A 23,347-nucleotide genomic window follows, 5' to 3' on the forward strand; every position below is an offset into this window, starting at 1 on the left:
AAAAAATACCATGGATATTAATACGCCATTTTTTAAAGCCCGTGCCAGCGAAGCGCTTCAGGATGCCAACCTGCAACAGGCGCTGGGCAACCTGAAACAGGGTTTCCCCCATAAACGCGCCATCGCCGTGGAACGCATGCCAGAATTTGACGCGCTGCGGGATCAGGGCCGGGATCTGAAAAACCATATTCTTGAACATCTGGATCTGTATCTGGAACAGTTCGAAAGCAGGGTCACGGAAAACGGCGGCCATGTACACTGGGCCCGTACCGGTGAAGATGCCAATCAGATTATTCTCGATATCTGCCAGCAGGTGAATGCCAAAACCGTCACCAAGGGTAAGTCGATGGTGTCCGAAGAAACCGGGCTCAATGACTATCTGGAAAAAAATGGCATCCAGCCGGTGGAAACAGATCTGGGCGAATATATCCTGCAGCTGCGCGGTGATCACCCCAGCCATATCATCGCGCCGGCCATTCACCTGAACCTGGAAGACGTCTCCGAAGCCTTCCACGAGCATCATCACAAGCCAAAGTCTGATGATCCGGTAACCCTGATGCAGGAAGCCCGCGAAGCCCTGCGGGAAAAATTCGTAGTCGCTGATGTGGGCATCACCGGCGCGAACTTCTGCGTTGCCGAAACCGGTTCCACTATCATTGTCACCAATGAAGGTAACGGTGACCTGACCCAGACATTGCCCAAGACCCACATTGTCATTACGTCTATCGAAAAAGTCGTGCCGACACTGGAAGATATGACCCTGTTCCTGCGCCTGCTGGCCCGCTCGGCCACCGGGCAGGAATTCACCGTGTACAACACCCTCTCTTCCGGCCCGCGCCGGGAAGGGGATCAGGACGGCCCGGACAACTTCCACGTGGTACTGGTGGATAACGGCCGCAGTGAAATGGTCGGCAGCCAGTTCCAGGAAATGCTGCGCTGCATTCGCTGTTCCGCCTGTATGAACCACTGCCCGGTATACGGTGCAGTGGGCGGCCACAGTTACGGTTGGGTATACCCCGGCCCGATGGGCTCCGTGCTGACGCCGAAAATGATCGGTATCGAGAAAGGTGCCGCCCTGCCGAATGCTTCCACTTTCTGTGGCAAGTGCGAGTCGGTCTGCCCGGTACGGATTCCCCTGCCGAAGCTGATGCGCCACTGGCGGGAAGATGAGTTCAGCAAACACCTGACCCCAAAAGCCGCCCGCTACGGCCTTGGCAGCTGGGCGTTTCTGGCCAAACGGCCAACCCTGTACAAACAGTTCACCAGGCTATCCAGCTGGGGCCTGAAGCTGCTGGCTAACAGCCCCTTCGGTGGCAAAAAAGGGACGCTGGAAAGCATTCCGCTGGCCGGTGGCTGGACGGACTTCCGCAACATGCCGGCCCCACAGGGGGATACCTTTATGCAGCAATGGAAACAACGCCAGAACGCTGCTCAGACTGATGGAGAAAGCTCATGAGTCGCGCTGAAATCTTTGCCAATATCCGCCGGGGTCTGGGCCGTGAAGTGCCCACGGACGAACAGCGCCAGACGGTACAGAACCGCCTGCGCGCCAAAGCAGATAACATTATTCCGGCCCGGGCACAGCTGCCGCAGCCACAACAGGTTGAGCTGTTCAGAACCATGGCCACCGAAGCGGCCGCTGAGCTGATCGAACTGGATAATATTGAGCAACTCCCTGCGGCTTGCGATAACTGGCTGGCAACCCAGAATCTGAATGAGTTTATCTGCGCCAGCGATCCGCAACTTGCCGGGTTGGACTGGACAGGCATTAAGGCGACTAAAGAAGAGCGGGTTGCCCGGGTGGGTGACATGGCCGCCCTGACCACCAGTTTTGCCGGCATTGCCGAAACCGGCACCCTGATGCTTTATTCCCGTGCCGACAGCCCCACCACCCTTAACTTCCTGCCCGATAATCATCTGGTGGTGTTGCACGAGAAAGATATTCTGGGTGTCTACGAAGAGGCCTGGAAAAAGCTGCGCAGCCACTGCCAGACCGACGATGGCCTGCTGAAAATGCCGCGAACCATCAACATGATTACCGGCCCGTCACGCAGCGCCGACATTGAGCAAACCCTGTTAATGGGTGCCCACGGTCCGAAACGGCTGGTGATCTTTCTGGTTAAACACTGATTCTGAAAACCGGGATCAGTACCCTTTTCGGCAGGTTTGATGATCCTTGCTGAAAGCAACGAACACCCGCCAACGTCCCCCAGCGGGTTGTTCACCTTAACACTCACTCCCACACTGAGCCTGTTGTAAGGCTTTCACGTATTCTGGCGCAAGATCTGCTCCGCTTGGCCAAACAAGTGTCTCCAGCTCATCATCAACAATCACCCGGGCAAAGAACTGTTTATCCTTAAGGGGTTCAAATACAGGTCCGTCAGGTAAAGGGAACAAGTCCACTTCACCGCCAGTACCGTCATCAAAAGCAACCCAGAGACGATAATCTGCGATGTATCTTACTGCTGTAATATGTATGTTCCCGTATACGGAGAGATCACATTTTTTACGGGTACGTATGTCTTCAGGCATCAAACCGACTCCTCCCTGAGTACTGTCCATAAATCCTATATCAGTGTGGTTTGATGTCAATTTCACAGAATTTCCTGATGTTTATACCTCCTATACAGCCTGTTTATCATTACCGGCTGAGTTTTTCCCTGAAATGAACGAAGGCTCATCTGAAGTGGCCGAAGGCTCTTCTGCGGTGTGCCTGCGGTTGGGCAAAGTGCTGACTTTTCCCGTTGCTGCCGGCTGGCCATAGTCAACTTCAGGTAAACCCACGGCTTTGAAATGCCCAAAAATAGCCTCACCCAGTTCCGAAGCCAGCGCTGGCGTAAAGCGCCCGCCCTGTTTCAGATGCTGGCTGTGCTGATCAAACAGCCCGTGCAGTTCACGTAAACGCTCACCCAGCGGAGCCGGCTTATCGAACACGCCGGAAATGATCTGATTCAGGGAGGTTATCCACATGAAATGATCCATGTTGCGGGTATTCACAAAGATCTCCCAGGGATAATTTACCTGAGCATCGGTGCCCGGGTTCAGTATCAGATCATTAATAGTGACATAAAGCGGGTGCTCTGAACGGGGCGTGATGACCTCATAAGTAGTACCCGACAGGCTTTGCGGACGGCTTAAACCGGCGGTATCCAACGCCAGAATATCGGGAATTTCCGCCACATGTTTAAGTACCTTGAAGCCCACGATTGGCGCATCAATAACAGTGGTTGTCTGGCTGTTAGCCGTAAGAGTGTGTGCCTGAACAGGCTGAGTTGTTTTAACTGACATATCCGTGTTTCCTTTGTTCCTGATAAGAGAAATGTATTCAGTTGTATGGTCTGAAACATCACTTATAAACGGCCGTAATACCCTTCCTTAAGCGCATCAAACAGGTTGGCGGCGGTGTGCAGTTCACCGTCATATTCCACCTGCGCATCCCCCGCCAGCTCTACTTCCCGGCCATCGGACAGGGTGAACTGATAGCGGGTATTTTTCAGGTCATCTTCCTTAACTAACACGCCCTGAAACGCTTCCGGATTAAACCGGAAGGTGGTGCAGCCTTTCAGGCCACGGCGGTAAGCGTAGAGATAGATATCCTTGAATTTGGCATAGGGGTAATCGGTGGGCACATTGGCGGTTTTGGAAATGGCCGCATCCAGCCATTTCTGCGCCGCCGCCTGAATATCCACATGCTGTTTGGGATGAATATCATCCGCGCTGATGAAGTAATCCGGCAGTTCACTTTCGGCAACATCCAGGCTGATCAGCTCCCGGTACGCCAGCAATTCATAAGAGAGCACCTCGACCTTTTCTTTGCTCTTCTTACCTTCACGCTGCACATTCCGGCTGTACTGATGGGCGAAACTCGGCTCGATGCCATTGCTGACGTTATTACCGAATGACAGTGCAATGGTGCCCGTCGGTGCCACCGAACTGTGATGGCTGAACCGGCAGCCAATCTCCTCAAGCTGGCTGACCAGCTCCGGTTTCTCGGCGGCTATTTTCTGCATATAACGGCTGTAGCGGGCATGTAAAATCCGCCCCGGCAGGCGGTCGCCGGGCCGGTGACCGTCGCGGCGCATTTCCGGACGTTTACACAGCATGGCCTCAGTCACGGTGAACATCTGCTCCATCACCGGTGCCGGCCCCTTTTCCCGCGCCAGTTCCAACCCCACTTCCCAGCCGGTCAGCGCAAGACGCTTGGTGACCGCTTCGGTAAAGGCTACCGACTGCTCATCGCCATAACTCATCCGCAGCATGGTCACGGCTGATCCCAGCCCCATATAGCCCATACCATGACGGCGCTTGTGCTCGATTTCATGGCGCTGTTCATCAAGTGGCAAGCCGTGTAACTCCACCACGTTGTCCAGCATCCGGGTGAATACAGCCACCACATCGGTAAAGCTCTGCCAGTCAAAACTGGCCCGGGCGGTAAAGGGATTACGGACAAAGTGGGTCAGGTTAACGGACCCCAGCAGGCTGCTGCCGAACGGCGGCAGTGGCTGTTCGCCACAGGAGTTGGTTGAACGGATATTTTCACAGAACCAGTTATTGTTCTGCTCATTCACCTGATCGATCAGAATGAAGCCCGGTTCCGCAAAATCGTAGGTGGACTGCATGATCACATCCCACAATTCCCGGGCCGGTAACCGCTCGGTAATTTTACAGGCCACCAGCCCGGCATCATTGCTGACATAGTCCTGGTGCAGCGGCCATTCCCGCCAGATCACCTGCGCTGTATCGTTGAGATCCAGCGGCTGCTGTGTCTGCTGCTGTTGCGTGATGGGGAACGCCAGCGGCCATTCGCTGCCCCGTTGCACCGCATCCATAAACTCATCAGTGATCAGCAGTGACAAATTAAACTGCCGTAAGCGCCCGTCTTCCCGTTTGGCCCCGATAAACGCCAGCACATCCGGATGCCCCACGTCGAAGGTCGCCATTTGCGCGCCCCGCTGCCCGCCGGCAGAAGAGACCGCAAAACAGGTTTTATCAAACACATCCATGAACGACAGCGGGCCGCCGGTCAGCGCCCCGGCCCCGGCTACGAAACTGCCACTGGGCCTGAGGGTTGAAAATTCATAGCCGATGCCACAACCAGCTTTCAGGGTCAGCCCCGCCTGCTGGTTGCGCCCCAGAATATCCGTCATGCAATCACTGATCGGGCCGGACACGGTGCAGTTCACCGTTGAGGTTGCCTTCTTGGCCTGCTGGGCACCGGCATTGGCCATGATTCTGCCCGCCGGCACCGCGCCGTTACGAAGCGCCCAGAGAAACCGCCCGTACCAGAAAGCCCGGGTAGCGTCGTCAGCCTCCACGTCGGCCAGCGCTTTCGCGACCCGGATGAAGGTATCATCCATGCTCTGGTCCAGTGGAATACCGTCGGCATTACGTAACCGGTACTTAGTATCCCAGATATCAACAGATGCCGGTTGGAACTGGATTAAAGCGGTAGAAAAAGCAGCAGATAGCCCGTTAACAGGCTTCGAAAATGTATTCATGTGCTAACACTCCATATCAGTATGAAAAAGCGCTACAACAGCTGTCGTAACGCTTAAATACTAGCAGTGCAGCAATGTGAGCCGGACAGCAAAACTGTGCGTAATCCGGCTTACACCAGAGAAAACGTTTACTTTCATTTGGCTGTCAGGCTCGCCCTGCCGAAAGGAAAACGGCTGTCACACCTCACCCATTCAACAAGAAAGGGAGAACCTTCCTGCAAAAAGCAAAGCGAAGATTACAGAATATTCAGTCGTGGTAGCAGGCGGCCTAAAAACGGGAAGGAAATAACATACCAGGCCCTGCAGAGCCCGAAACAAGAAGTCCGATGTTTACTTTATTGCAGCAGACTGAGTATCTGCTGCGGGGCGGCGTTAGCCTGAGCAAGCATGGCGGTGCCCACTTGCTGAATGATCTGAGCCCGGCTTAACTTAGCCGACTCACTTGCAAAGTCAGCATCCAGAATACGTGACCGTGCAGCAGCGGCGTTTTCCGATAAATTACTCAGATTTGAGATAGTAAAATCCAGACGGTTAATAACTGCGCCCAGCTCTGACCGGATCTCACTGATACCATCAAGCGCATTATCGACCGCTCCGATAGCCTTTTGTGCTGCACTGGCGGTCAGCAAATTCTGACCTGAAAGTGAGCCTCCGAACGCGCCGCCTGAGCCAACATTCAGATCTGCCAGCCCGGTCGCTGTTTTACCATTTTCGGTAACATCCACACTGATCGGATTACCTTCAACAGAAGACAGTTTAATTCTCGACTCAAGCACAAACACTTCATCTTCAAGCAACTTGTCGCCATCAGCATCCGTCAGATTTTCATCTCCCGCAACACCAAAACTGATTCCCAGCGCATTCAGTGTTTGTAACCCGTTCGTATCGCCCAGTGAAATCTGCACTGCGGTATTACCACGCAACCTGAGCTGACCATTTTCATCCGAACTGGCAGTAACACCTGTATTGCCACTCGCTGCGTTTAATTCATCGATAATGGTCTGAGTATTACCTAAATCAGACAACGCAACTTCCTGCCCTCTGATCTTCAAGGACCCGTTGCCTGCTGCTCCTGTATCAAGAAAACCAAGCTCAGTAACCAGTGCTCCGCCGACACTGTCTCCAAGATTAATCACAGTATCAGAAAAGAGATGTAACTTACCGTCATCACTCACGTATGCACTGGTATTATGTGCGAAAGTGTAGCTGTTAACCGTCTCAGCAATATCTGCAGCTGTATCATTAGCGTTGATCAGCATGCCAACACCGTTAATACCAAATGCACCATTATTGACAACACTGATGCCGGCGGCAGCCGTCGTATAGGCCTTCGTCGCTGCGCTATTCAGTGTAAAAGATTCGTCTGAAACGACACTTGCGACAACTCCCGTCTCACCGGTGGCCGCATTGATCGCATCAATTTTTCCCTGCAGTCCGGCACTGCTTTCTACCGGAGCGATTTCAACATCGTTAATAATCAGATCCCCGTTCGCCAGCGCCGTTTGCTGCTCTGTCGAATTCAGACCTTCAGACACCACTTCACCCAGAGCGGCTATTTCTCTGAAACCGAGATTAGCCAGATCAAGATCAGTGCCGCTCGCGGCTTTCGTCACGGTGACTGCACTGCCATCATCAGCAGATAACACCAGTTGAGCATCTACCGTGAAATACGTACCGGAATACTGATCCGGAATGATCAGATTAAAATCCTGAGCAGGCTGATTCGCCGTGTTAGAAAAAACGCCGGTATCATCCAGCGCAGGATTGCCATAGTCTGACCCGCCGATAGAACCTGTATCAGAATCCCCCAGGTTCAGCGTCGAGTTGGCAAACGGTCCTGCACCGGTGGAATATTCAAAACCATTGGCACGGAAGTAAGCTTCAAAGTTTGCCAGATCCGTAAACTGGGTTTTACCCGCAGCGTTCAGATCCTGTATTGCCTGATCCAATGTGTCGCCGGTTTCAAGCTCATCAAACAGCAGTTTAATACCGTCATTGTCATTGGCAAAGATATCATCCTGTAACATTTTGGCCGCCAGATAAGCGACTGAATAGCCTCCCGGATCCGAAGGCGAACCACTGGCTGTGGTTGAATCGAATAATGTCTGAAACTCAGCTTCCGTATCGATATAACTGTTTTCAGAAACGACCCGGGCATCAGCACCATGTATCAGCTCGGCAGTACCTTCGGTGAACCAGCCGGGCAACGATGCACCACCGGTTATCCGCGTACCGCCTCCGACGTCGGTCAGGTCCATGGTAACGGCCATCACGGCATGTACCATTTCATGAGCGATAACCCGCTCAAGATTAATACTGCTGCTGCCGCCATCCGGCAAAGTAATGCCGACATAGTCCGCCAGATCGATATTCAGGGACAGATCAAGGGCCTCACCTGTGGCCGGATTAACCATGGTCCAACTTACTGAAGCCAGTTGGCCTGAAGGGGCATCCGTAAATAAATTAAGACTGATATCTTCCCCGGAGCCTTTAATACCGAAAAACTGCTCAATGCGGTCCTCAGCTTCACTGATCCAGTAGTTATTCAGACCTTCCACGATATTGGCAATATCCTGATTACTGATACTGGTCGTGTTAAACCCACTGGCACTTCCAGAAGTTGAATCCTGGATCAGCATAGTAGAAGCAGTATCACTGCTAATCGCCAGCTTGCCGCTCTCATCTAATGAGGCCTGTAATCTGCCGCCGGTTTTCGTGGTAATCTTTTCAGCCAGCTCTTCCAGCGAGTTTGTCGAATTCACTGTATAGGTAACAGCACTACCCTCAGTATCAAATACTTTAAGAGTAAGGGTGTCGGAACTGCTGAGAACCCCAGTGCCAACTGATGTTGCTGTTGCTCCCAGGACGGTACTGGCCGACACTCCCTCAATATCATTATTGATATGATCAACCAGGCTTTTCAGGCTATCGCCCTGGTTAACAGTGCCTATACTCTGGCCGTTAATCTTAACCGCATGACTAAGATCAACCGCTAATTTACCGGTATCGCTGTCAATATTAATCTGCGCTCCGGTCAGCCCCTCAGCGCCCTGTGCCAGCCCCAAACTCTTTGAATCAACTGATTTAAGATCAAAAGAGATAGACTGTTCGGCATCCGAACCAACCTGCAATGAAACTTCAGAGGTTGAACCGTCAAGTAATGGCTGACCATTAAAGCTTGTTGTTTCTGAGATCCGGTCAAGCTCTCTTACCAGTTGTTGGAACTCAGCGTTAATTGCGTTCCGGTCTCCGCTTGAATATGTTCCCGAGGCGGACTGTACAGATAACTCCCGCATACGCTGTAAAACACCGGTGCTCTGGTCGAGCGCACCATCAGCAACCTGTAGCATGGAGATACCGTCATTGGCGTTTCTGACAGCCTGATTCAACCCCCGAATCTGTGATGTCATCCTGTTTGCAATTGCCAGACCTGCTGCATCATCCTTAGCACTGTTTATGCGCTTCCCGGAAGACAACCGCTCCATTGCACTGCTCAGATCACTGGCATTTTCAGCCAGTTGTCTGCGTGCATTCAGAGATGCCAGGTTACTGTTAATTACTAAAGCCATCGAAACGTCTCAAATCCCATATATTCCTAGTCTTATCTGGAATAGATTCGGCCGACTTAACAATTGCTTTAAGTATTTTTAGCGTGTTTCACACCATCCGTTGACCATGACGTAATAAACTGTTTGCTCTCACTCCTTTCTTTAAACATCATTTGTTCAGTCACAATGCCGATCGTAGAAACGAGGAGGGGTATTATCAGGAATAATCACAGTCGCTCATTCGCCAGATCAAAATACGCTTCAACCGGATATCTGTAATCATTCCGCCCTCCTCACCAGGTCATATGCAACGCCGCCTTTCCAGCAAAAAACAGCGAACTACATAGGATTTTCACGCCACATTTGTAACAGAAAACGCCAACTCAACTGTTCAGCCGCATTTACTTTCGGCACAGTTCAGGCAGGTATAACAGCCGTCCATCAGGATCGCGGCCTTTACATTACACTTGGTGCACAGTTGCGCACCGGCAGGAAAATCTCCGGCGCTGTCACCGGATGTGACAGCGCTGCGTTGCTCATATTCTGCCCGTTTGTCTGCCAGCAGCTGGCGCTGACCTTCATCCAGCTGTTCCCCTTCCAGCAAGCCAATGGTTTGCAGATGGTCCTCGATGGCATAGCCGATTTCCGCCACCAGCGAGGGCATATAACGGCCACCTTTTTTGAAGTAACCGCCTTTGGGATCGAATACCGCCTTGAGCTCTTCCACCATGAAGACGACATCACCCCCTTTGCGGAATACCGCTGATATAACCCGGGTAAGGGCAACCACCCACATAAAGTGGTCCATATTTTTGGAATTAATGAAGATCTCATACGGGTGGCGCTGTTCAAATTCAGTGCCCTGATTCAGCAGGACATCATTGATGGTGATATACAGCGCATGAGGCGATACCGGCGTTTTGATTTTATAGGTTGAACCGAGCAACCGTTCCGGACGGTCCAGATTCTCATGAACCCGCTCCATCGTCAGTTCAGCTGGGGTGTCTGCTGCCTGCTCAACGGCAGTGTCTGCAGCCTGTTCTTCCTTTACAACTTCGCAGGCAATAATTTTCTGGCGGATGGCGGCGTTTGCAGACGCCTGACCGGACGACATATTCTGTGACATTCTGTGACTCCTATATTCTGATCAGTAATTACAAACGGCCGTAATAGCCTTCTTTCAGTGCATCGAACAGGTTGGCGGCGGTATGGATTTCACCGTCATATTCCACGGTTTCGTTCCCCGCCAGTTCAACGGTACTGCCATCTTCCAGGGTAAAGCGGTAACGGGTGTTCGCCAGATCCTGCTCTTTTACCAGCACGCCCTGGAACGCTTCCGGGTTAAAACGGAATGTGGTGCAGCCCTTCAGCCCCTGCTGCCAGGCGTAATGGTAAATGTGCTTAAATTTTTCATAGGGATAATCGGTCGGCACATTGGCCGTTTTTGAAATCGACGAATCAATCCATTTTTGGGCCGCTGCCTGTACATCCACATGCTGCTGCGGGTGAATGTCATCCGCACAGATGAAGTAATCCGGCAGTTTCTGTTCCGCTGCGTCACTGAATGGCACCGCTTCAGGATTAATCAGCTTCCGGTATGCCAGCAATTCATAGGAAAACACATCGACTTTTTCTTTGGTCTTGCGACCTTCACGGATAATGTTGCGGCTGTAATGGTGGGCAAAGCTCGGCTCGATGCCGTTACTCACATTATTCCCCAGCGACAGGGCAATGGTACCGGTCGGTGCAATCGAACTGTGATGGGTAAACCGGCAACCGTAGCGGGCAAGCTGCTCCACCAGCTCCGGCTCTTCGCTGGCGATCTTCTGCATATAGTGGCTGTAGCGGGCATGCAGTACCCGGCCCGGCAGTTCATCACCGGCCTTATAGCCGTCATCGGCCATTTCCGGGCGTTTGCGCAACATTTCCGGGGTCACGGTAAAAACTTCATCCAGTATCGGTGCCGCGCCCTTTTCCCGGGCCAGCCCCAGACCGGTTTGCCAACCGGTAATCGCCATCACCTTGCTGACTTCTTCGGTGAATGCCAGCGATGCCGGATCACCGTACTTGTAGCCCAGCATCGTGATTGAGGACCCCAGCCCCAGATACCCCATGCCATGTCGGCGCTTCTGAGTAATTTCCCGGCGCTGCTGCTCCAGTGGCAGGCCATTAATTTCCACCACGTTATCCAGCATCCGGGTAAACACCGCGACGGTTTCTTTAAAGCTTTGCCAGTCGAACCGGGCTTCAGCGGTAAACGGCTGACGGATAAAACGGGTCAGATTCACAGACCCCAGCAGACAGCTGCCATAGGGCGGTAATGGTTGCTCACCGCAAGGGTTGGTTGAACGGATGGTTTCGCAGAACCAGTTATTATTCTGCTCGTTTACTTTATCAATGAGAATAAAGCCTGGCTCAGCAAAATCGTACGTGGCATTCATGATTGAATTCCACAGCCCTTTTGCCTTCACCCATTTACTGATCTCACAGGCCACCAGCCCGGATTCATTCACCACATAGCCTTCATGCAGCGGCCATTCGCGCCAGATAACCCGCCGGGCATCGTCCAGATCCAGCGGCTCGCGCTGCTGGCTTTTCAGACTGATAGGAAATGCCAGCGGCCACTCAGCATCGGCATCCACGGCCTGCATAAACGCATCTGTAATCAGCAGAGAAAGGTTAAACTGCCGCAGACGGCCGTCTTCGCGCTTGGCCTTAATGAACGACAGCACATCCGGGTGGCCAATATCAAAGGTCGCCATCTGGGCACCACGACGCCCACCGGCCGAAGAGACGGTAAAACACATTTTGTCGAACACATCCATGAACGACAACGGCCCGGAAGTATACGCCCCCGCACCGGACACATATGCCCCGGCCGGACGTAAGGTAGAAAACTCATAACCAATGCCGCAGCCGGCCTTAAGGGTCAGGCCGGCCTCGTGGTTACGGCCAAGAATATCGTCCATCGAATCGCCAATGCTGCCGGAGACCGTGCAGTTGATGGTCGAGGTTGCAGGTTTATGTTGCTGCGCCCCGGCATTGGCAATCACCCGCCCGGCAGGGACTGCGCCATTACGTAGCGCTTCGAGAAACTTGTCATACCATAATTGTTGTAACTGATCTCCCTGCTCGACAGCGGCCAGCGCCCGGGCGACCCTTTTCAGGGTGTCATCCGGGGTATGGTCTATGACGTCCCCCTGTTTCGATCGCAACCTGTATTTACTGTCCCAGATGTCCTGTGAGGCCGCCTGTAGGGCCAGTTGGGTTAAATCCGTTTCACATTCAGGTTGCAGGGTTTTCATGCACAGCTACTCCATGGGGCAGTAATTAACAGTAATATCCGACATACAACAAAACAGCATATCTAGTGCAGCGATACTAAACCTGACACCAGATATAGTTACTTGATATATATCAAGCTCAGTGAAGGAGACTAATAAAATGCTGTAAAGAAGGAGCCGGAAAACCTACCCGCCACAAAAGACAGTTATGCATTAACCACTAAAGATACCGGCCTAAAACAAAGGAAAAAATACAGAGAGAAAATAACTGAGAAAAAAGGAACTGAGAGAAAAGGAAATGAGAGGAAAGCACCTAAAACATCAGAAAAGCAGTGATACTGCAGCCGGACAGCTGCAGCTATCAGCAGTGAAACTGCAGGATTATTTATCGTCCATCAGGCTGGACATACTGAGATCAGGCAGATCTGCCTTGCCGACGATGATCATCACAACTCCGCTCATGAAGAAGAAAAAGGTCGAAGCCATAAAGCTGGCGGTTATCACATCTTCCATGCCCAGAGTCTGGGATTTCAGATAGGTCATTACCAGACAAACTAACGCGATCAGTTCACTGAGCACGCCCATCACCATAGAGGTCTTCTGAAAGATGCCTTTTTTCTTTTTGAGTGTTTCTGTCATGACTGCTGCTCACCGGGAAATAATAAGCCCTGATACTAGCAGCTGAGAAAAAAGCTGTTCGCTAAACAGAACGGTTCGTTGATCTGAGTCGGATAAAGTGGTCAGCAAAAATGACACCGTGGAAATGAGACGGCTATACGCGGCAACTTACGGTTACGGAAATAATGATCAGCCATAATGATAGCGGCACTGAACAATCACCAGATCATCATTCAGAATGGCATATACCAGCCGGTGCTCCCGGTCGATTCGCCGGGACCAGAATCCGGCCAGATCACCTTTTAATGCCTCTGGCTTCCCTAATCCGGCAAAAGGATTTCGGCGTATATCACCGATCAGCTGGTTAATCCGTTTAAGCTGTTTTTTATCGTGAGTCTGCCAATACAGATAGTCTTCCCAGGCATTCCCCGCAAACTTTACAGCCAGTTTGCTAGTCTTCTTCATCCTGAATTAGCTCTCGTTCCTGAGTCTGGCCCGCTTTTACTTCAGCGATCGCATCCAGCAAGCGGCTGGCGTTAGCCGGGCTGCTCAGCAGGTAGAGTGTTTCCATAACACTGTCATAATCACTCTTGGACAGAATAACCACGTCATCACCTTTTTGCCGGGTAACAACAGTCGCCTCGTGGGAATCACATACGGTATCCATCACCGTTTTTAAGCTGGCCCGGGCGTCGCTGTATGAGATTACATTCATATTCGTTCACTTGCTGTAATTAAACATTCGGCTGAGATCACTTCTGATCATCATATGTACAAAAACCTGTACAATCAAATTTACTGCCTCCGTTTATCTGATACGCGCATCCTGAGAATGCAGGTAAAAGATAATCACCGAATGAAGCGGTTCAGTCATTATCGGTACTTCACTTTATTAAAAGGCGAAGTACCGGCCAGCTTAAAAATTATGCCTGTGCTGAAAACGCCCGGTTGTAAGTAACTTCTCCGACTGCACTGTTGTCATTAAACCGCAGCGCCAGAAAGTATTCCGGCGGGACATCCGCCAGTACCAGGCGGGGATCGGCGGTAAAGCCGAAGCGGCCATAATACTCAGGCTCGCCTAGCAGCACACAGCCATCCGCAGCGATTGCTTCAAGCGCAGCCAACGCTGCCCTCATCAACATCGAGCCGATGCCTTGCCCCTGATGCTCCGGCAATACCGACAATGGCCCCAGGCCATACCAGCCAGGTGCTTCGTCGCTTAAAGTGACCGGCGAAACTGCCACATGGCCAACCACACTCCCCTGCCATTCCGCCACCAGCGAGACTGTCAGTTGCCCGGCATTGCGCAGGTCACGGATAATAAACTGTTCGGTATGGCTGCTATAAGGCACGCCCTCAAACGCCAGCCGGGTTACGGCTTCTACACTGGCCTCATCGCCCGGCAACTCATTTCGTATGTGTATATTCATCATTTTCATCTTTCTCTGAAAGGCGCTGAGCACCGCATTACCAGTGTTCAGCGCCTGCCCGTTTAACTGTCAGCCAGACGACTAACGCCCTTTTTTACGCTGCCGTGCTTCAGTTTGCACGGAACGGTAATAGCGGCTTTTTGAGCGGTCTCTGGCTCTTTTCTCTGCCAGACTGGCTGCATTATGTGCCTGTTCACGCATCAGGCTGAGATAGTTCGCCAGACGGCGGGCATCAATCTTTTCAGCCTGTAACGCTTCAGTCACCGCACAGCCAGGTTCCGACTGATGCTGACAATCACTGTAGCGGCATCGCTCTGCCAGCTCTGTAATATCAGCAAAGGTCTCCTGCACACCGGTTTCACAGTCCGCCAGCTGCAACTCGCGCATGCCGGGGGTATCCAGCAGGATTCCCCCGTCATTCATAAGGTGCAGCGTACGGGCTGTGGTGGTGTGCCTGCCCTTATCGTCGGACGTTCTGGCTTCACCCGTCAGCAGAGCTGACTGCCCCAGCAGGGTGTTGATCAGGGTGGATTTCCCGACCCCGGACGACCCCAGTACCGCGACAGTACTGCCGGCACGGCACCATGGTTGCAGAGTTGCCACGCTGGCAGCATCCAGCCCGTTAACGGTTTCGACCACCAGCCGCGGGTCCAGTGCCTGAACCTGACGCTGATAGCCGGCAGGATCATCACAAAGATCGGCCTTGGTTAACACCACCACGGCATCCGCTCCGGCTTCACGGATTAATGCCAGATAGCGCTCAGTGCGGTTCAGTGAAAAGTCATGATTCAGTGCCGTTGCCACGAACACCGTATCAACATTCGCTGCGATCAGCTGTTCAGCCACCCTGCTGCCGGCAGCCTTACGGGAAAAGCAGGAGCGGCGTTGCAGCATCCTGTAAAAGCTTCCGTCCGGGTTCAGCAGCAGCCAGTCACCGGTTGTCAGTGTCAGTGCCGCCGGAATTGCCGGCCCGGCCATCAGCCTTTTCGGGCCCTGTTCGGTTAAAACATCAATACAGGACCGGTGCTGTGCAACGATTCTGGCGGGTACCTGGGCGGTACATTCTTCGAGTGAAAGTTGTTGTTGAAAAAACGCGCTCCATCCCAGTTGGGACAGGGTAAAAACTGTAGTCATAGGAACCCCTGACGCATGCAATAGGCAGCGTCCGATAAATGATTCATCGGGGGCAAAGACGCCCCGGTTTAAAAACCGGGCAGCGAAATCAGGTTAAGTCGATTTCAGCTTACTGCCCGGAAGGTGTTGACTACAATCATGAGTACCCTCCGGCGTGAGATAAGTTATTCAGGAGGGGTAATGTATCAGACGGTGGGGTTCTGTCAAGCCGGCCCCCATATAGAAAAGCAGCGCTACCGGGTAGCGCTGCCTGATCCGCGCCGGCTATTGTTGTCCGATCTGGGCAAACAGCTTAGCCACATCTTCCACATGCCAGAGGCCGGTTATTTTTCCTGCGTCATTGAATTCCCACAGTTCCATACCGGCAATGTCGAAGCGATTTCCGGAGGCCGGCACACCGAATAAATCACCGGTATGTGTGCCTTTCCATTTCCAGCGCACCAGCGCTTTATTCCCACCTACCGGTTCAATGAAGGTGATCTCATGGACAGCATCCTCCGAAGCGGCCAGCAGCAGGTCGTAGAAGGCTGCCATCATTTCTCCGTTACTGTCAGCGTGGCCCGGCTGCGGATCATGATCCGTGAAACTGTCGGCAAAGAAGCCTGCCAGCTTATTCTGATCCAGCGGCCGGCTGTCGGCTACCTGATAAAATGTCTGCATTATTTCTGCCGGTGTCTGTGCGTAAAGGGGTTGCACCGACGCAAACAGCAGCAGTGCTGAAATCATTGTTTTTTTAACTGGCGACATAGCCATATCCTTAAAATTAATGGTTTAAATTAAAAGACTTACCATGGCATTCACGACTCGAGTGATGCAGACTATATTCGCTGGTCGCTGCTTTTGTAAGCAGATACCTTCAGGTTAATTGGTTACTTTCAGGTAAGTTTTAAATGGAATCAGACGGTTACAGAAAATGCCCTGTTCAGCGAACGCTGGAGGCAGTTGGCGGCAAATGGAAACTGCTGATAATCGCCAGCATTAAAAGCGAGGAAGTGGTGCGGTTCAGTGTGCTGAACCATCTGGTCACGGGCATTTCGCAGAAAGTGTTAGCCGCACAGCTGAAAGAGCTGGAAGCGGAAGGGTTTATACGCCGAACAGCCTATCCGGAAGTACCACCCAGAGTGGAATACAGCCTGACCGACCTGGGTAAATCACTGTATCCGGTGCTGGATTCAATTGCCGACTGGGCGGAAGCGAATTATCCGGATAAGCCGCCAGCCTGATACCCACTGCCACCAATGGTTATTGCCCGGACATTTACCTGACTCTCTGCCGCCCTGTTCAGATATATTTTTGTTCAGGCCTGCGCGCACAGGCCTGACCGGACATCACCGATATCAGCCTTCGTGGGTGCGCCGCTTTTGCGGATCATAAAACGGCATGGTGCTTACTTTTGCCAGATATTCGCTACCGTCTTCGGCAACCGCGACCAGCGCCGTTCCCGGTGATGCTGCCGCCGGAGACACATGGCCCAGCGCCAGTGACTGATTCATCCGGTGGGACCAGCAGGGGCTGTTCACCACGCCCACTGTTTCACCGTCCAGTTTCAGAACCTCGCCACCGGCAAGGCTGTCGCTGTGATCAAAGACGAATCCTGCCGGCAAAATCCTCGGTGACTGTTCTGCAGCAAACAATGCATCCTTACCCCGGAAGGAGCCTTTGTTGCGGCTGACCGTAAACCCCAGCCCCACTTCCCAGGGGGTATGTTCGGTGGTCATATCATAGCCATAGAATAACAGCCCGGCTTCAATACGGACTTTATCCAGCGCCGTAAAGGAACAGGGCATGACACCGTCCCCGGCCCCTTCACTGAGCAGGTTATCCCAAATATCACCGGCCCATGCCTGATCCACCAGAATTTCATAGCCCCGCTCGCCGGAATAACCGGTACGGGATATCCGGCAGGGGTGACCAAACAGCTCTGCAGCCTGATGATGAAAATACGCCATCCCGCTGAGATCCGCCGAACAGAAACGGTTTAACAGCGCCAGCGCCTTTGGCCCCTGCAACGACAGATTATGCAGGGCATCATCCAGTTCAATGCTGACGTTCAGCCCTTCAGCGGATTCCTGCAGATACGCCATGCTCTCCCCCGAGCCATGGCAGAACAGCCATTCATCTGCACCGTTGTTGGCAATGATGGCATCGTCACAGACCGTTCCCTGTGGTGTCAGAATGGCACCGTAGGCCGATTTTCCGGGATAAATACCTGTCATATCACGGGTGATGACATGGTCGGCCACTTTCAGGGCATCCGGGCCGCGCAGATACACTTTCTTCAGCGGCGACATATCAAACAGCCCGGCCGCGCCACGGACCGCATCATGTTCCGCACAGGGGTCACTGGCATATGTCCAGGCGGTGCCCATGCCGTTCCAGTCTTCCAGTTCAGACCCTAACGCCCGGTGACGGCTGGCCAGTACGGAGTGTCGTGTAGATTCGCTCATAACTGTTTTCCTTATTGTTTCAGAAAGTCAGATTGCTCTGTGGGAGGTTTTAACCGGTTGCAGTGAACAGCTCAGTACCACTGATCCGGCATGGAGGCTTTGCGGTCTTCAATGAAGGCCTTCAGTTCGCGGTCTTTGGCGGCATCAAATTCCGGTGGCCGGTAGTCAGCCAGCATGGCTTTCCAGCGGGCATTGGCACGCTGTTCGATCGTCAGGCTGCCGTCTTCCTGCCACTGCTCAAAAGAATTGGTATCCGCCAGATCAGAGAGATAATTCGCCTCGCGGAAGTTCGCCATGGTGTGCTCGGTGGCAAGGAAGTTTTCGCCGGGGCCGGCCTGCAAATAGGCCTGGGTCCCCAGGCTGTTGGCATCAATGGTCAGCCCGGCCAGCTGGGTATGGATCATGCCGCAGCGGTCCAGATCCATAACAAATTTTTCATAGCCCATGGTCAGCCCGCCTTCCAGCCAGCCCGCGGCATGGAGAATATAATTGCCCCCGGCCAGCAGCCCCGCATTCATGCTGTCGGAGGATTCCTGCATAGCCTGTCCGTCTGCCACTTTAGAAGCAGTTAAGTGCCCGCCGCACCGCAGCGGCAGGCCCAGCCGGCGGCACAGTTGGCCAATCGCCAGCGCAGACAGGTTGGCTTCAGGCGTACCGAATGTCGGTGCGCCGCTCTTGAGATTCATCGTGGTGAGAAAATTGCCATATACCACCGGGGAGCCGGGCCGCACCAGTTGCCCCAGCGCAATGCCCACCATAGCTTCCGCATGGGCCTGGGCAATCAGGGCCGGCTGGGTCACCGGGCCCATCGCACCACCGAGAATAAAGGGCGATAACACAATGCCCTGATTCGCCCGGGCATACGCCTTCAGGGAACCTGTCATCACGTCATCGAATACCAGCGGCGAATTCACATTGATATTGCCCTGAATCACACAGTGCGTATCCATGTACTCCTGCCCGTAGACCAGCCGGGCCATGGTGATAGAATCCTCTGCCCGTTCGGCACTGGTCACCGCGCCCATAAAGGGCTTTTCAGAATACCGCAGATGGGCGTACGTCATATCCAGATGGCGCTTGTTCACCGGAATGTTCACCGGTTCACAGACAGTGCCACCGGAGTGCTGGAGCCAGGGTGTCTGCTGCGCCAGTTTGACGAAATTTTCAAAGTCATTCAGGGTGGCATAACGCCGGCCATTATCCAGATCCGTCACAAAGGGGGAGCCGTAAGCCGGGGTAAGTACCACCGATTTACCCCCCACCGGCACCACATAATCCGGCTTGCGGCCGTACAGGTTAAACCTGTGGGGCGCTGTCTGACACAACTGCCGGGCCAGCCCCTGAGGAAAACGCACCCGGTCGCCGTCGACCAATGCTCCGGCAGCGGCAAACAGTGCCAGCGCTTCTTCATCGTTTTTAAACACAATGCCGATATCTTCCAGGATCCAGTCGGCCTGATCTTCCAGTGCATCCAGTGCGGCGTCATCCAGCAGGTTATACAGCGGTGTTTTACGGTCAATCAGGTGCACCTTCGGCAGTGGATTTCCCCGCTGCGTAATCCTGCCCGGACGGCGGTTACGCCGGGTTGGCCGGCCGGCCTGTTTAGCGTTCTCTGAATGCAACATCCGCATACCCTCTTAATGAACGTAATAGAAACAATGAAAGCCCCGCGGGCCGAGCACAGAATCAAAATTATTGATCCTGACCTGACCACACACATGCAAAATGCGCCGACTCTCTGTTATCTTTGATGTAAATTAAGGTATCACCGGTAATTTAACCGGCACAATGCAAAAGATTTGCTCAGTCTGTTCAAATAATTTGAACCTGAAACCCACCTGTTATGAGTTGATATTATGCGCTTCAGACACTACGACAGCCTGCGCCTGTTTGATGTGGTCGCCCGCCACCTGAGCTTCACTCAGGCCGCTGAGGAACTGCACCTGACCAAAGGGGCGGTGAGCTATCAGATCACCCGGCTGGAAGAAGCACTGGGATTCAGCCTGTTTATCCGCAAACACAAAGGCATTTTGCTCACCCCCAAAGGTAAGCAGCTTTGGCATACATCTCAGGCGGCCTTTCACGATCTGGAGAACTTAATTACCCAACTGAGAGAAGATGACACCAGCCGGATCACCGTGGGCATGTCGACCTACTTTGCCTCTCGCTGGCTGTCTCCGCGGCTGATGAACTTTATGGCTGAACACCCCAACATCAGCCTGCGGTTACAGCCAATGATTGACCTTTCGGACTTTCATACAGAAAACATTGATATGGCAATTCGCTGGGGTAAAGGCCACTGGCCCGGCATGCATGTGGAACTGCTGCGGCAGGCTCCGGTGCGACCGGCAACCGGCACAAAAACCGCTGCTGGACTGGCAGGCCAGCCGCCCCATGAATGGGTGAATACACTGACACTGCTGCACGACCGGGAGAACAGCCCTGCCTGGCAGGAATGGCATCAGCGGGCAGATGAACCCTACCACGCCAAACAGGGCGGATTGGTGATTCAGGACCCGAACGTCCGGGTGCAGGCGATGATAGATGGTCAGGGCGTGGGGCTATATGACGACCTGATTTCAGCCGAGCTGAACAGTGGCCAGCTGGAATGGCTGTCGGACATCAGCATGCCGGAGTATGGCTACTTTCTGGTGTATCCGGCCAACGCACTGAATAACCCGGCCTTACGGGCTTTCCGGGACTGGATTATCGAGGCGGCTGAAATGCCCGGCTAACCCTGTATAAAGTACAATGTAGTCAAATTCCGGGCATAAAAAATCCCTGCAATGGCAGGGATCTTTCCGGACGATGCCCTCAGGCATACACATTGATATTTTGCCCCAGCGATGACGTCGGATCCGTTGGCATGACCGTGCTGTTGATCAGCTGCAGGGCCATCTGACCTTCATCTTCGATCTGCTTTATCGCTTTCGCTGTCATCTCGACACCCACCTCAGCCTGAATATTCTGTTGCTGATAAGCGGATATTGAAGCGGCAGAGAGTTCCATGATTTTATCCTCTGGTGAAAAGGCACGTGAAGGTTAACGGCCACAACCGCCGGGACTTTACCGACGCCCCCAAAATTCTGAATGAAAAGAATTCATCTTACTGTCAGATTGCTGAGCAACGCGTATATTGTTCACTGTACATCACCATACGGCGCTCTACCTTGGCCGCCACCCCAAGCAACCAGAGCTTCTGGTTATAACTGCCCCGCCGGTAACCGCTGCGCCCTTCGTGATAGGCCAGATACTGACCATAGGCATCGCTGCGGGGGACCCCGGTAAGCCGTTCCGTATCCCGGGTATACCAGCCGACAAAATCCACTGCATCGGCAAAATTATCCCGCCGGGCCTGATCATTACCGGTGCGGCTGCGATAATCCCCCCACACCCCGTCCAGCGCCTGAGCATAGCCGAAGGCGGTGGACTGACGCGCATAGGGAATCACCCCCAGAAACCATTTGTAACCGGGCCGCGCATCAGCCACAAACTTAGATTCCTGATGCATAATCGCCATCATCACCGGAATGGGCGTTCCCCAGCGGCTGTGGCTTTTCTGCACCGCCTCATACCAGCCTTCACGGGCATCCAGAACCGAACAGATATCATCCAGGTTCATGGGCCGTAAAAACGCAAATCCGGCATAAACCACCAGCACAGTCAGCAAACAGACAGCACTCATCCAGCCCAGCAGAGACACCTCTCCCAAACCACGCTGCTTACGCAGCCAGCACAAGGGACTCAGCTTGAATTTTAGCCTGCAGGGCTGTCTGAAAAACATCTCTTACACTCTTTGCCTTTAATCATTCCGGGCCAGATATATCAGCCGGTTATGCGCAGCGCAAACGGATTCACCCACTTGCTGATCTGCAGCAATTCCCGGCGGGCACCCAGGTGCAGCTTTTGCTCAGCGACGGCGTCCGCGGCGTTTGCCTGAAGCTTTGGGTTTCAGCCCCAGCGCCTCAGCCCGCGCCTGTTTTTTCGATGGCGGACGGCGTGTCTTTTCAATCGCCGGTTTATTCAGATCCGGCTCAAACCCCGGATACCACTGCCGGTTAAGCTTTTCATCCAGCAGGATTTCGATCGGTTCCAGCAGATGAAGTTCATCCTGACTCATCAGGGTAACGGCCAGCCCTTCCCTGCCGGCCCGTCCGGTACGGCCTATGCGGTGAATGTAATCCTCTGCATTGTGGGGCAACTGGTAATTAACCACATAATTCAGGCTGTCGATATCCAGCCCCCGGGCGGCCACATCGGTTGCCACCAGCACCCGTACGTCACCTTCCCGGAAGGCCTCCAGCTCCCGCTCCCGGGCCCCCTGGGACTTATCTCCGTGCACGGCTTTGGTATTCAGGCCGTCCGCGGTCAGCTCCCGGGCCAGATAATCCGCCGCCTGTTTGGTACGGGTAAACACCAGCACCTGTTGCCAGTTATTGCTGCCAATCAGATATGACAACAGTGGGTGCTTTTTCTCCGCATCCACTTCATAAATTTTCTGTTCCACGCCCTCTGCCGGGCTGTTACGGGTATCAATCTGGAGAATTTCAGGATCGTTCAGTAAGCTCTTGCTGAGCTTGAAAATGGCATCATCAAAGGTGGCAGAAAACAGCAGGGTCTGGCGCTGTTCTGGCAGTTTTTTCAGCAACTGACGGATTTCACCGATGAATCCCATGTCCAGCATCCGGTCGGCTTCATCAAAGACCAGGCTTTCTACCCGGCTTAAATCCACCGCCCCTTTGTAGATAAGATCCAGCAACCGCCCGGGGGTCGCCACCAGCAGATCGACACCTTCCTGCAGCGCTGCTATCTGCACATTCAGGCTGGCACCGCCATACACCAGACAACTGCGAACACCGGTGCCTGCCCCGTAGTCCCTGGCGCTCTTAAACACCTGCTGGGCAAGCTCTCTGGTCGGCGTCAGAATCAGTACGGCCGGCATGGTATCACCGCGCTTATCTGAGCTGTTTTGTGCCATTAACCGCTGCACCAGCGGCAACACAAATGCCGCCGTTTTACCGGTGCCGGTACGGGCACCGGCCATCACATCCTGCCCGTCAAGAATCAGGGGAATGGCCGCTGTCTGTACCGCTGTTGGCTGCGCATATCCCCGTTCGTGAAGGGTATCCGCCAATACCTGATGCAATCCCAGTTCTGTAAACACTTACCTGTCCTATACTGAAGTTTTTAAGCTGTGTCCGGGCTGCTGTATCCGGCACCTGAAACACATAAAAAGCTCATAAAAATATTGCTGTCTGTAAGTGTATCAGCTTCCCGCTGACAGGGCTCAGAAGTGTCTGATTCCACTGATAATTCCCGCAGCCTCATACTTAAGTTGCAACAATTGACCCAGATCAAGTTTCCCGTCTGAAACCGTTGATGCACGTC

Annotated in this window: 21 protein-coding genes; 4 read left to right on the top strand and 17 right to left on the bottom strand. The window is 53.3% G+C overall.

All coding sequences use genetic code 11. From position 1 onward, the window contains the following. The first annotated feature begins 10 nt into the window (after positions 1-10). Both PCI15_RS17190 and PCI15_RS17195 read left to right on the top strand, forming a co-directional pair. Entirely contained in the window at positions 11-1,456 is a 1,446-nt protein-coding gene (locus tag PCI15_RS17190; protein WP_271271158.1) for a LutB/LldF family L-lactate oxidation iron-sulfur protein, read from the top strand. Then, positions 1,453-2,130, top strand: coding sequence for a LutC/YkgG family protein (locus PCI15_RS17195; protein ID WP_271271159.1), 678 nt, complete (start codon positions 1,453-1,455; stop codon positions 2,128-2,130). Before PCI15_RS17190 ends, PCI15_RS17195 begins: the two co-directional genes overlap by 4 nt. A gap of 96 nt (positions 2,131-2,226) precedes the next feature. On the opposite strand, the gene PCI15_RS17200 is transcribed toward PCI15_RS17195, so the two are convergent. The 12 genes from PCI15_RS17200 to PCI15_RS17255 form a co-directional block, all read right to left on the bottom strand. Then, positions 2,227-2,598 carry a DUF2442 domain-containing protein gene (locus PCI15_RS17200; protein WP_271271160.1) on the bottom strand — a complete coding sequence of 124 codons (372 nt, stop codon included), beginning with the start codon at positions 2,596-2,598 and terminating at the stop codon, positions 2,227-2,229. Between the two features lie 24 nt (positions 2,599-2,622). Beyond that, positions 2,623-3,288: a hypothetical protein gene (locus PCI15_RS17205; RefSeq protein ID WP_271271161.1), complete on the bottom strand. Its 666-nt coding sequence runs from the start codon at positions 3,286-3,288 to the stop codon at positions 2,623-2,625. A 62-nt stretch (positions 3,289-3,350) separates the two neighbouring features. Beyond that, a complete protein-coding gene (locus PCI15_RS17210; RefSeq protein WP_271271162.1) occupies positions 3,351-5,498 on the bottom strand; it encodes an adenosylcobalamin-dependent ribonucleoside-diphosphate reductase in 2,148 nt (715 codons plus the stop codon). Positions 5,499-5,833: 335 nt separating this feature from the next. After that, a complete protein-coding gene (locus PCI15_RS17215) occupies positions 5,834-9,067 on the bottom strand; it encodes a flagellinolysin (protein ID WP_271271163.1) in 3,234 nt (1,077 codons plus the stop codon). A gap of 370 nt (positions 9,068-9,437) precedes the next feature. Further along, entirely contained in the window at positions 9,438-10,172 is a 735-nt protein-coding gene (locus PCI15_RS17220) for a TSCPD domain-containing protein (RefSeq protein ID WP_271271164.1), read from the bottom strand. Between the two features lie 28 nt (positions 10,173-10,200). Beyond that, the gene (locus PCI15_RS17225; protein ID WP_271271165.1) at positions 10,201-12,351 is read right to left on the bottom strand and encodes an adenosylcobalamin-dependent ribonucleoside-diphosphate reductase; all 2,151 of its coding nucleotides are present in this window, start codon (positions 12,349-12,351) and stop codon (positions 10,201-10,203) included. Between the two features lie 360 nt (positions 12,352-12,711). Beyond that, positions 12,712-12,969 carry a hypothetical protein gene (locus PCI15_RS17230; protein ID WP_271271166.1) on the bottom strand — a complete coding sequence of 86 codons (258 nt, stop codon included), beginning with the start codon at positions 12,967-12,969 and terminating at the stop codon, positions 12,712-12,714. A gap of 168 nt (positions 12,970-13,137) precedes the next feature. Beyond that, the gene (locus tag PCI15_RS17235; RefSeq protein ID WP_271271167.1) at positions 13,138-13,413 is read right to left on the bottom strand and encodes a Txe/YoeB family addiction module toxin; all 276 of its coding nucleotides are present in this window, start codon (positions 13,411-13,413) and stop codon (positions 13,138-13,140) included. Continuing rightward, positions 13,400-13,663 carry a type II toxin-antitoxin system Phd/YefM family antitoxin gene (locus PCI15_RS17240; protein WP_271271168.1) on the bottom strand — a complete coding sequence of 88 codons (264 nt, stop codon included), beginning with the start codon at positions 13,661-13,663 and terminating at the stop codon, positions 13,400-13,402. Before PCI15_RS17240 ends, PCI15_RS17235 begins: the two co-directional genes overlap by 14 nt. Positions 13,664-13,871: 208 nt before the next feature. Then, positions 13,872-14,381: a GNAT family N-acetyltransferase gene (locus PCI15_RS17245; protein WP_271271169.1), complete on the bottom strand. Its 510-nt coding sequence runs from the start codon at positions 14,379-14,381 to the stop codon at positions 13,872-13,874. Between the two features lie 78 nt (positions 14,382-14,459). Then, positions 14,460-15,512 (bottom strand): ribosome small subunit-dependent GTPase A, encoded by a 1,053-nt coding sequence (rsgA, locus tag PCI15_RS17250; protein WP_271271170.1) that lies wholly within the window; start codon positions 15,510-15,512, stop codon positions 14,460-14,462. A gap of 264 nt (positions 15,513-15,776) precedes the next feature. Then, a complete protein-coding gene (locus PCI15_RS17255) occupies positions 15,777-16,259 on the bottom strand; it encodes an ester cyclase (protein WP_271271171.1) in 483 nt (160 codons plus the stop codon). Positions 16,260-16,402: 143 nt separating this feature from the next. Between PCI15_RS17255 and PCI15_RS17260 the strand changes: the two genes are divergently transcribed. After that, positions 16,403-16,735, top strand: coding sequence for a winged helix-turn-helix transcriptional regulator (locus tag PCI15_RS17260; RefSeq protein ID WP_271271172.1), 333 nt, complete (start codon positions 16,403-16,405; stop codon positions 16,733-16,735). A gap of 114 nt (positions 16,736-16,849) precedes the next feature. On the opposite strand, the gene PCI15_RS17265 is transcribed toward PCI15_RS17260, so the two are convergent. Continuing rightward, positions 16,850-17,959, bottom strand: a complete 1,110-nt coding sequence (locus tag PCI15_RS17265; protein WP_271271173.1) for an aminomethyl transferase family protein — start codon at positions 17,957-17,959, stop codon at positions 16,850-16,852. A gap of 71 nt (positions 17,960-18,030) precedes the next feature. Continuing rightward, positions 18,031-19,584: a trimethylamine methyltransferase family protein gene (locus PCI15_RS17270; RefSeq protein ID WP_271271174.1), complete on the bottom strand. Its 1,554-nt coding sequence runs from the start codon at positions 19,582-19,584 to the stop codon at positions 18,031-18,033. 231 nt (positions 19,585-19,815) lie between these two features. On the opposite strand from PCI15_RS17270, the gene PCI15_RS17275 reads away from it, so the two are divergent. After that, positions 19,816-20,694 carry a LysR substrate-binding domain-containing protein gene (locus PCI15_RS17275; RefSeq protein ID WP_271271175.1) on the top strand — a complete coding sequence of 293 codons (879 nt, stop codon included), beginning with the start codon at positions 19,816-19,818 and terminating at the stop codon, positions 20,692-20,694. Between the two features lie 79 nt (positions 20,695-20,773). Here PCI15_RS17275 and PCI15_RS17280 read toward each other — a convergent pair whose 3' ends face one another. From PCI15_RS17280 to PCI15_RS17290, 3 genes are all read right to left on the bottom strand, one after another. Beyond that, positions 20,774-20,968: a putative motility protein gene (locus PCI15_RS17280; protein WP_271271176.1), complete on the bottom strand. Its 195-nt coding sequence runs from the start codon at positions 20,966-20,968 to the stop codon at positions 20,774-20,776. A 103-nt stretch (positions 20,969-21,071) separates the two neighbouring features. Beyond that, complete coding sequence (locus PCI15_RS17285; protein ID WP_271271177.1) at positions 21,072-21,698, bottom strand: transglycosylase SLT domain-containing protein; 627 nt, start codon at positions 21,696-21,698, stop codon at positions 21,072-21,074. A 171-nt stretch (positions 21,699-21,869) separates the two neighbouring features. After that, entirely contained in the window at positions 21,870-23,123 is a 1,254-nt protein-coding gene (locus tag PCI15_RS17290; RefSeq protein WP_271271178.1) for a DEAD/DEAH box helicase, read from the bottom strand. Positions 23,124-23,347: the final 224 nt, after the last annotated feature.

Origin of the sequence: Aliamphritea hakodatensis (assembly GCF_024347195.1) — a bacterium.
In the GTDB taxonomy this organism is placed as follows: Bacteria; Pseudomonadota; Gammaproteobacteria; order Pseudomonadales; family Balneatricaceae; genus Amphritea; species Amphritea hakodatensis.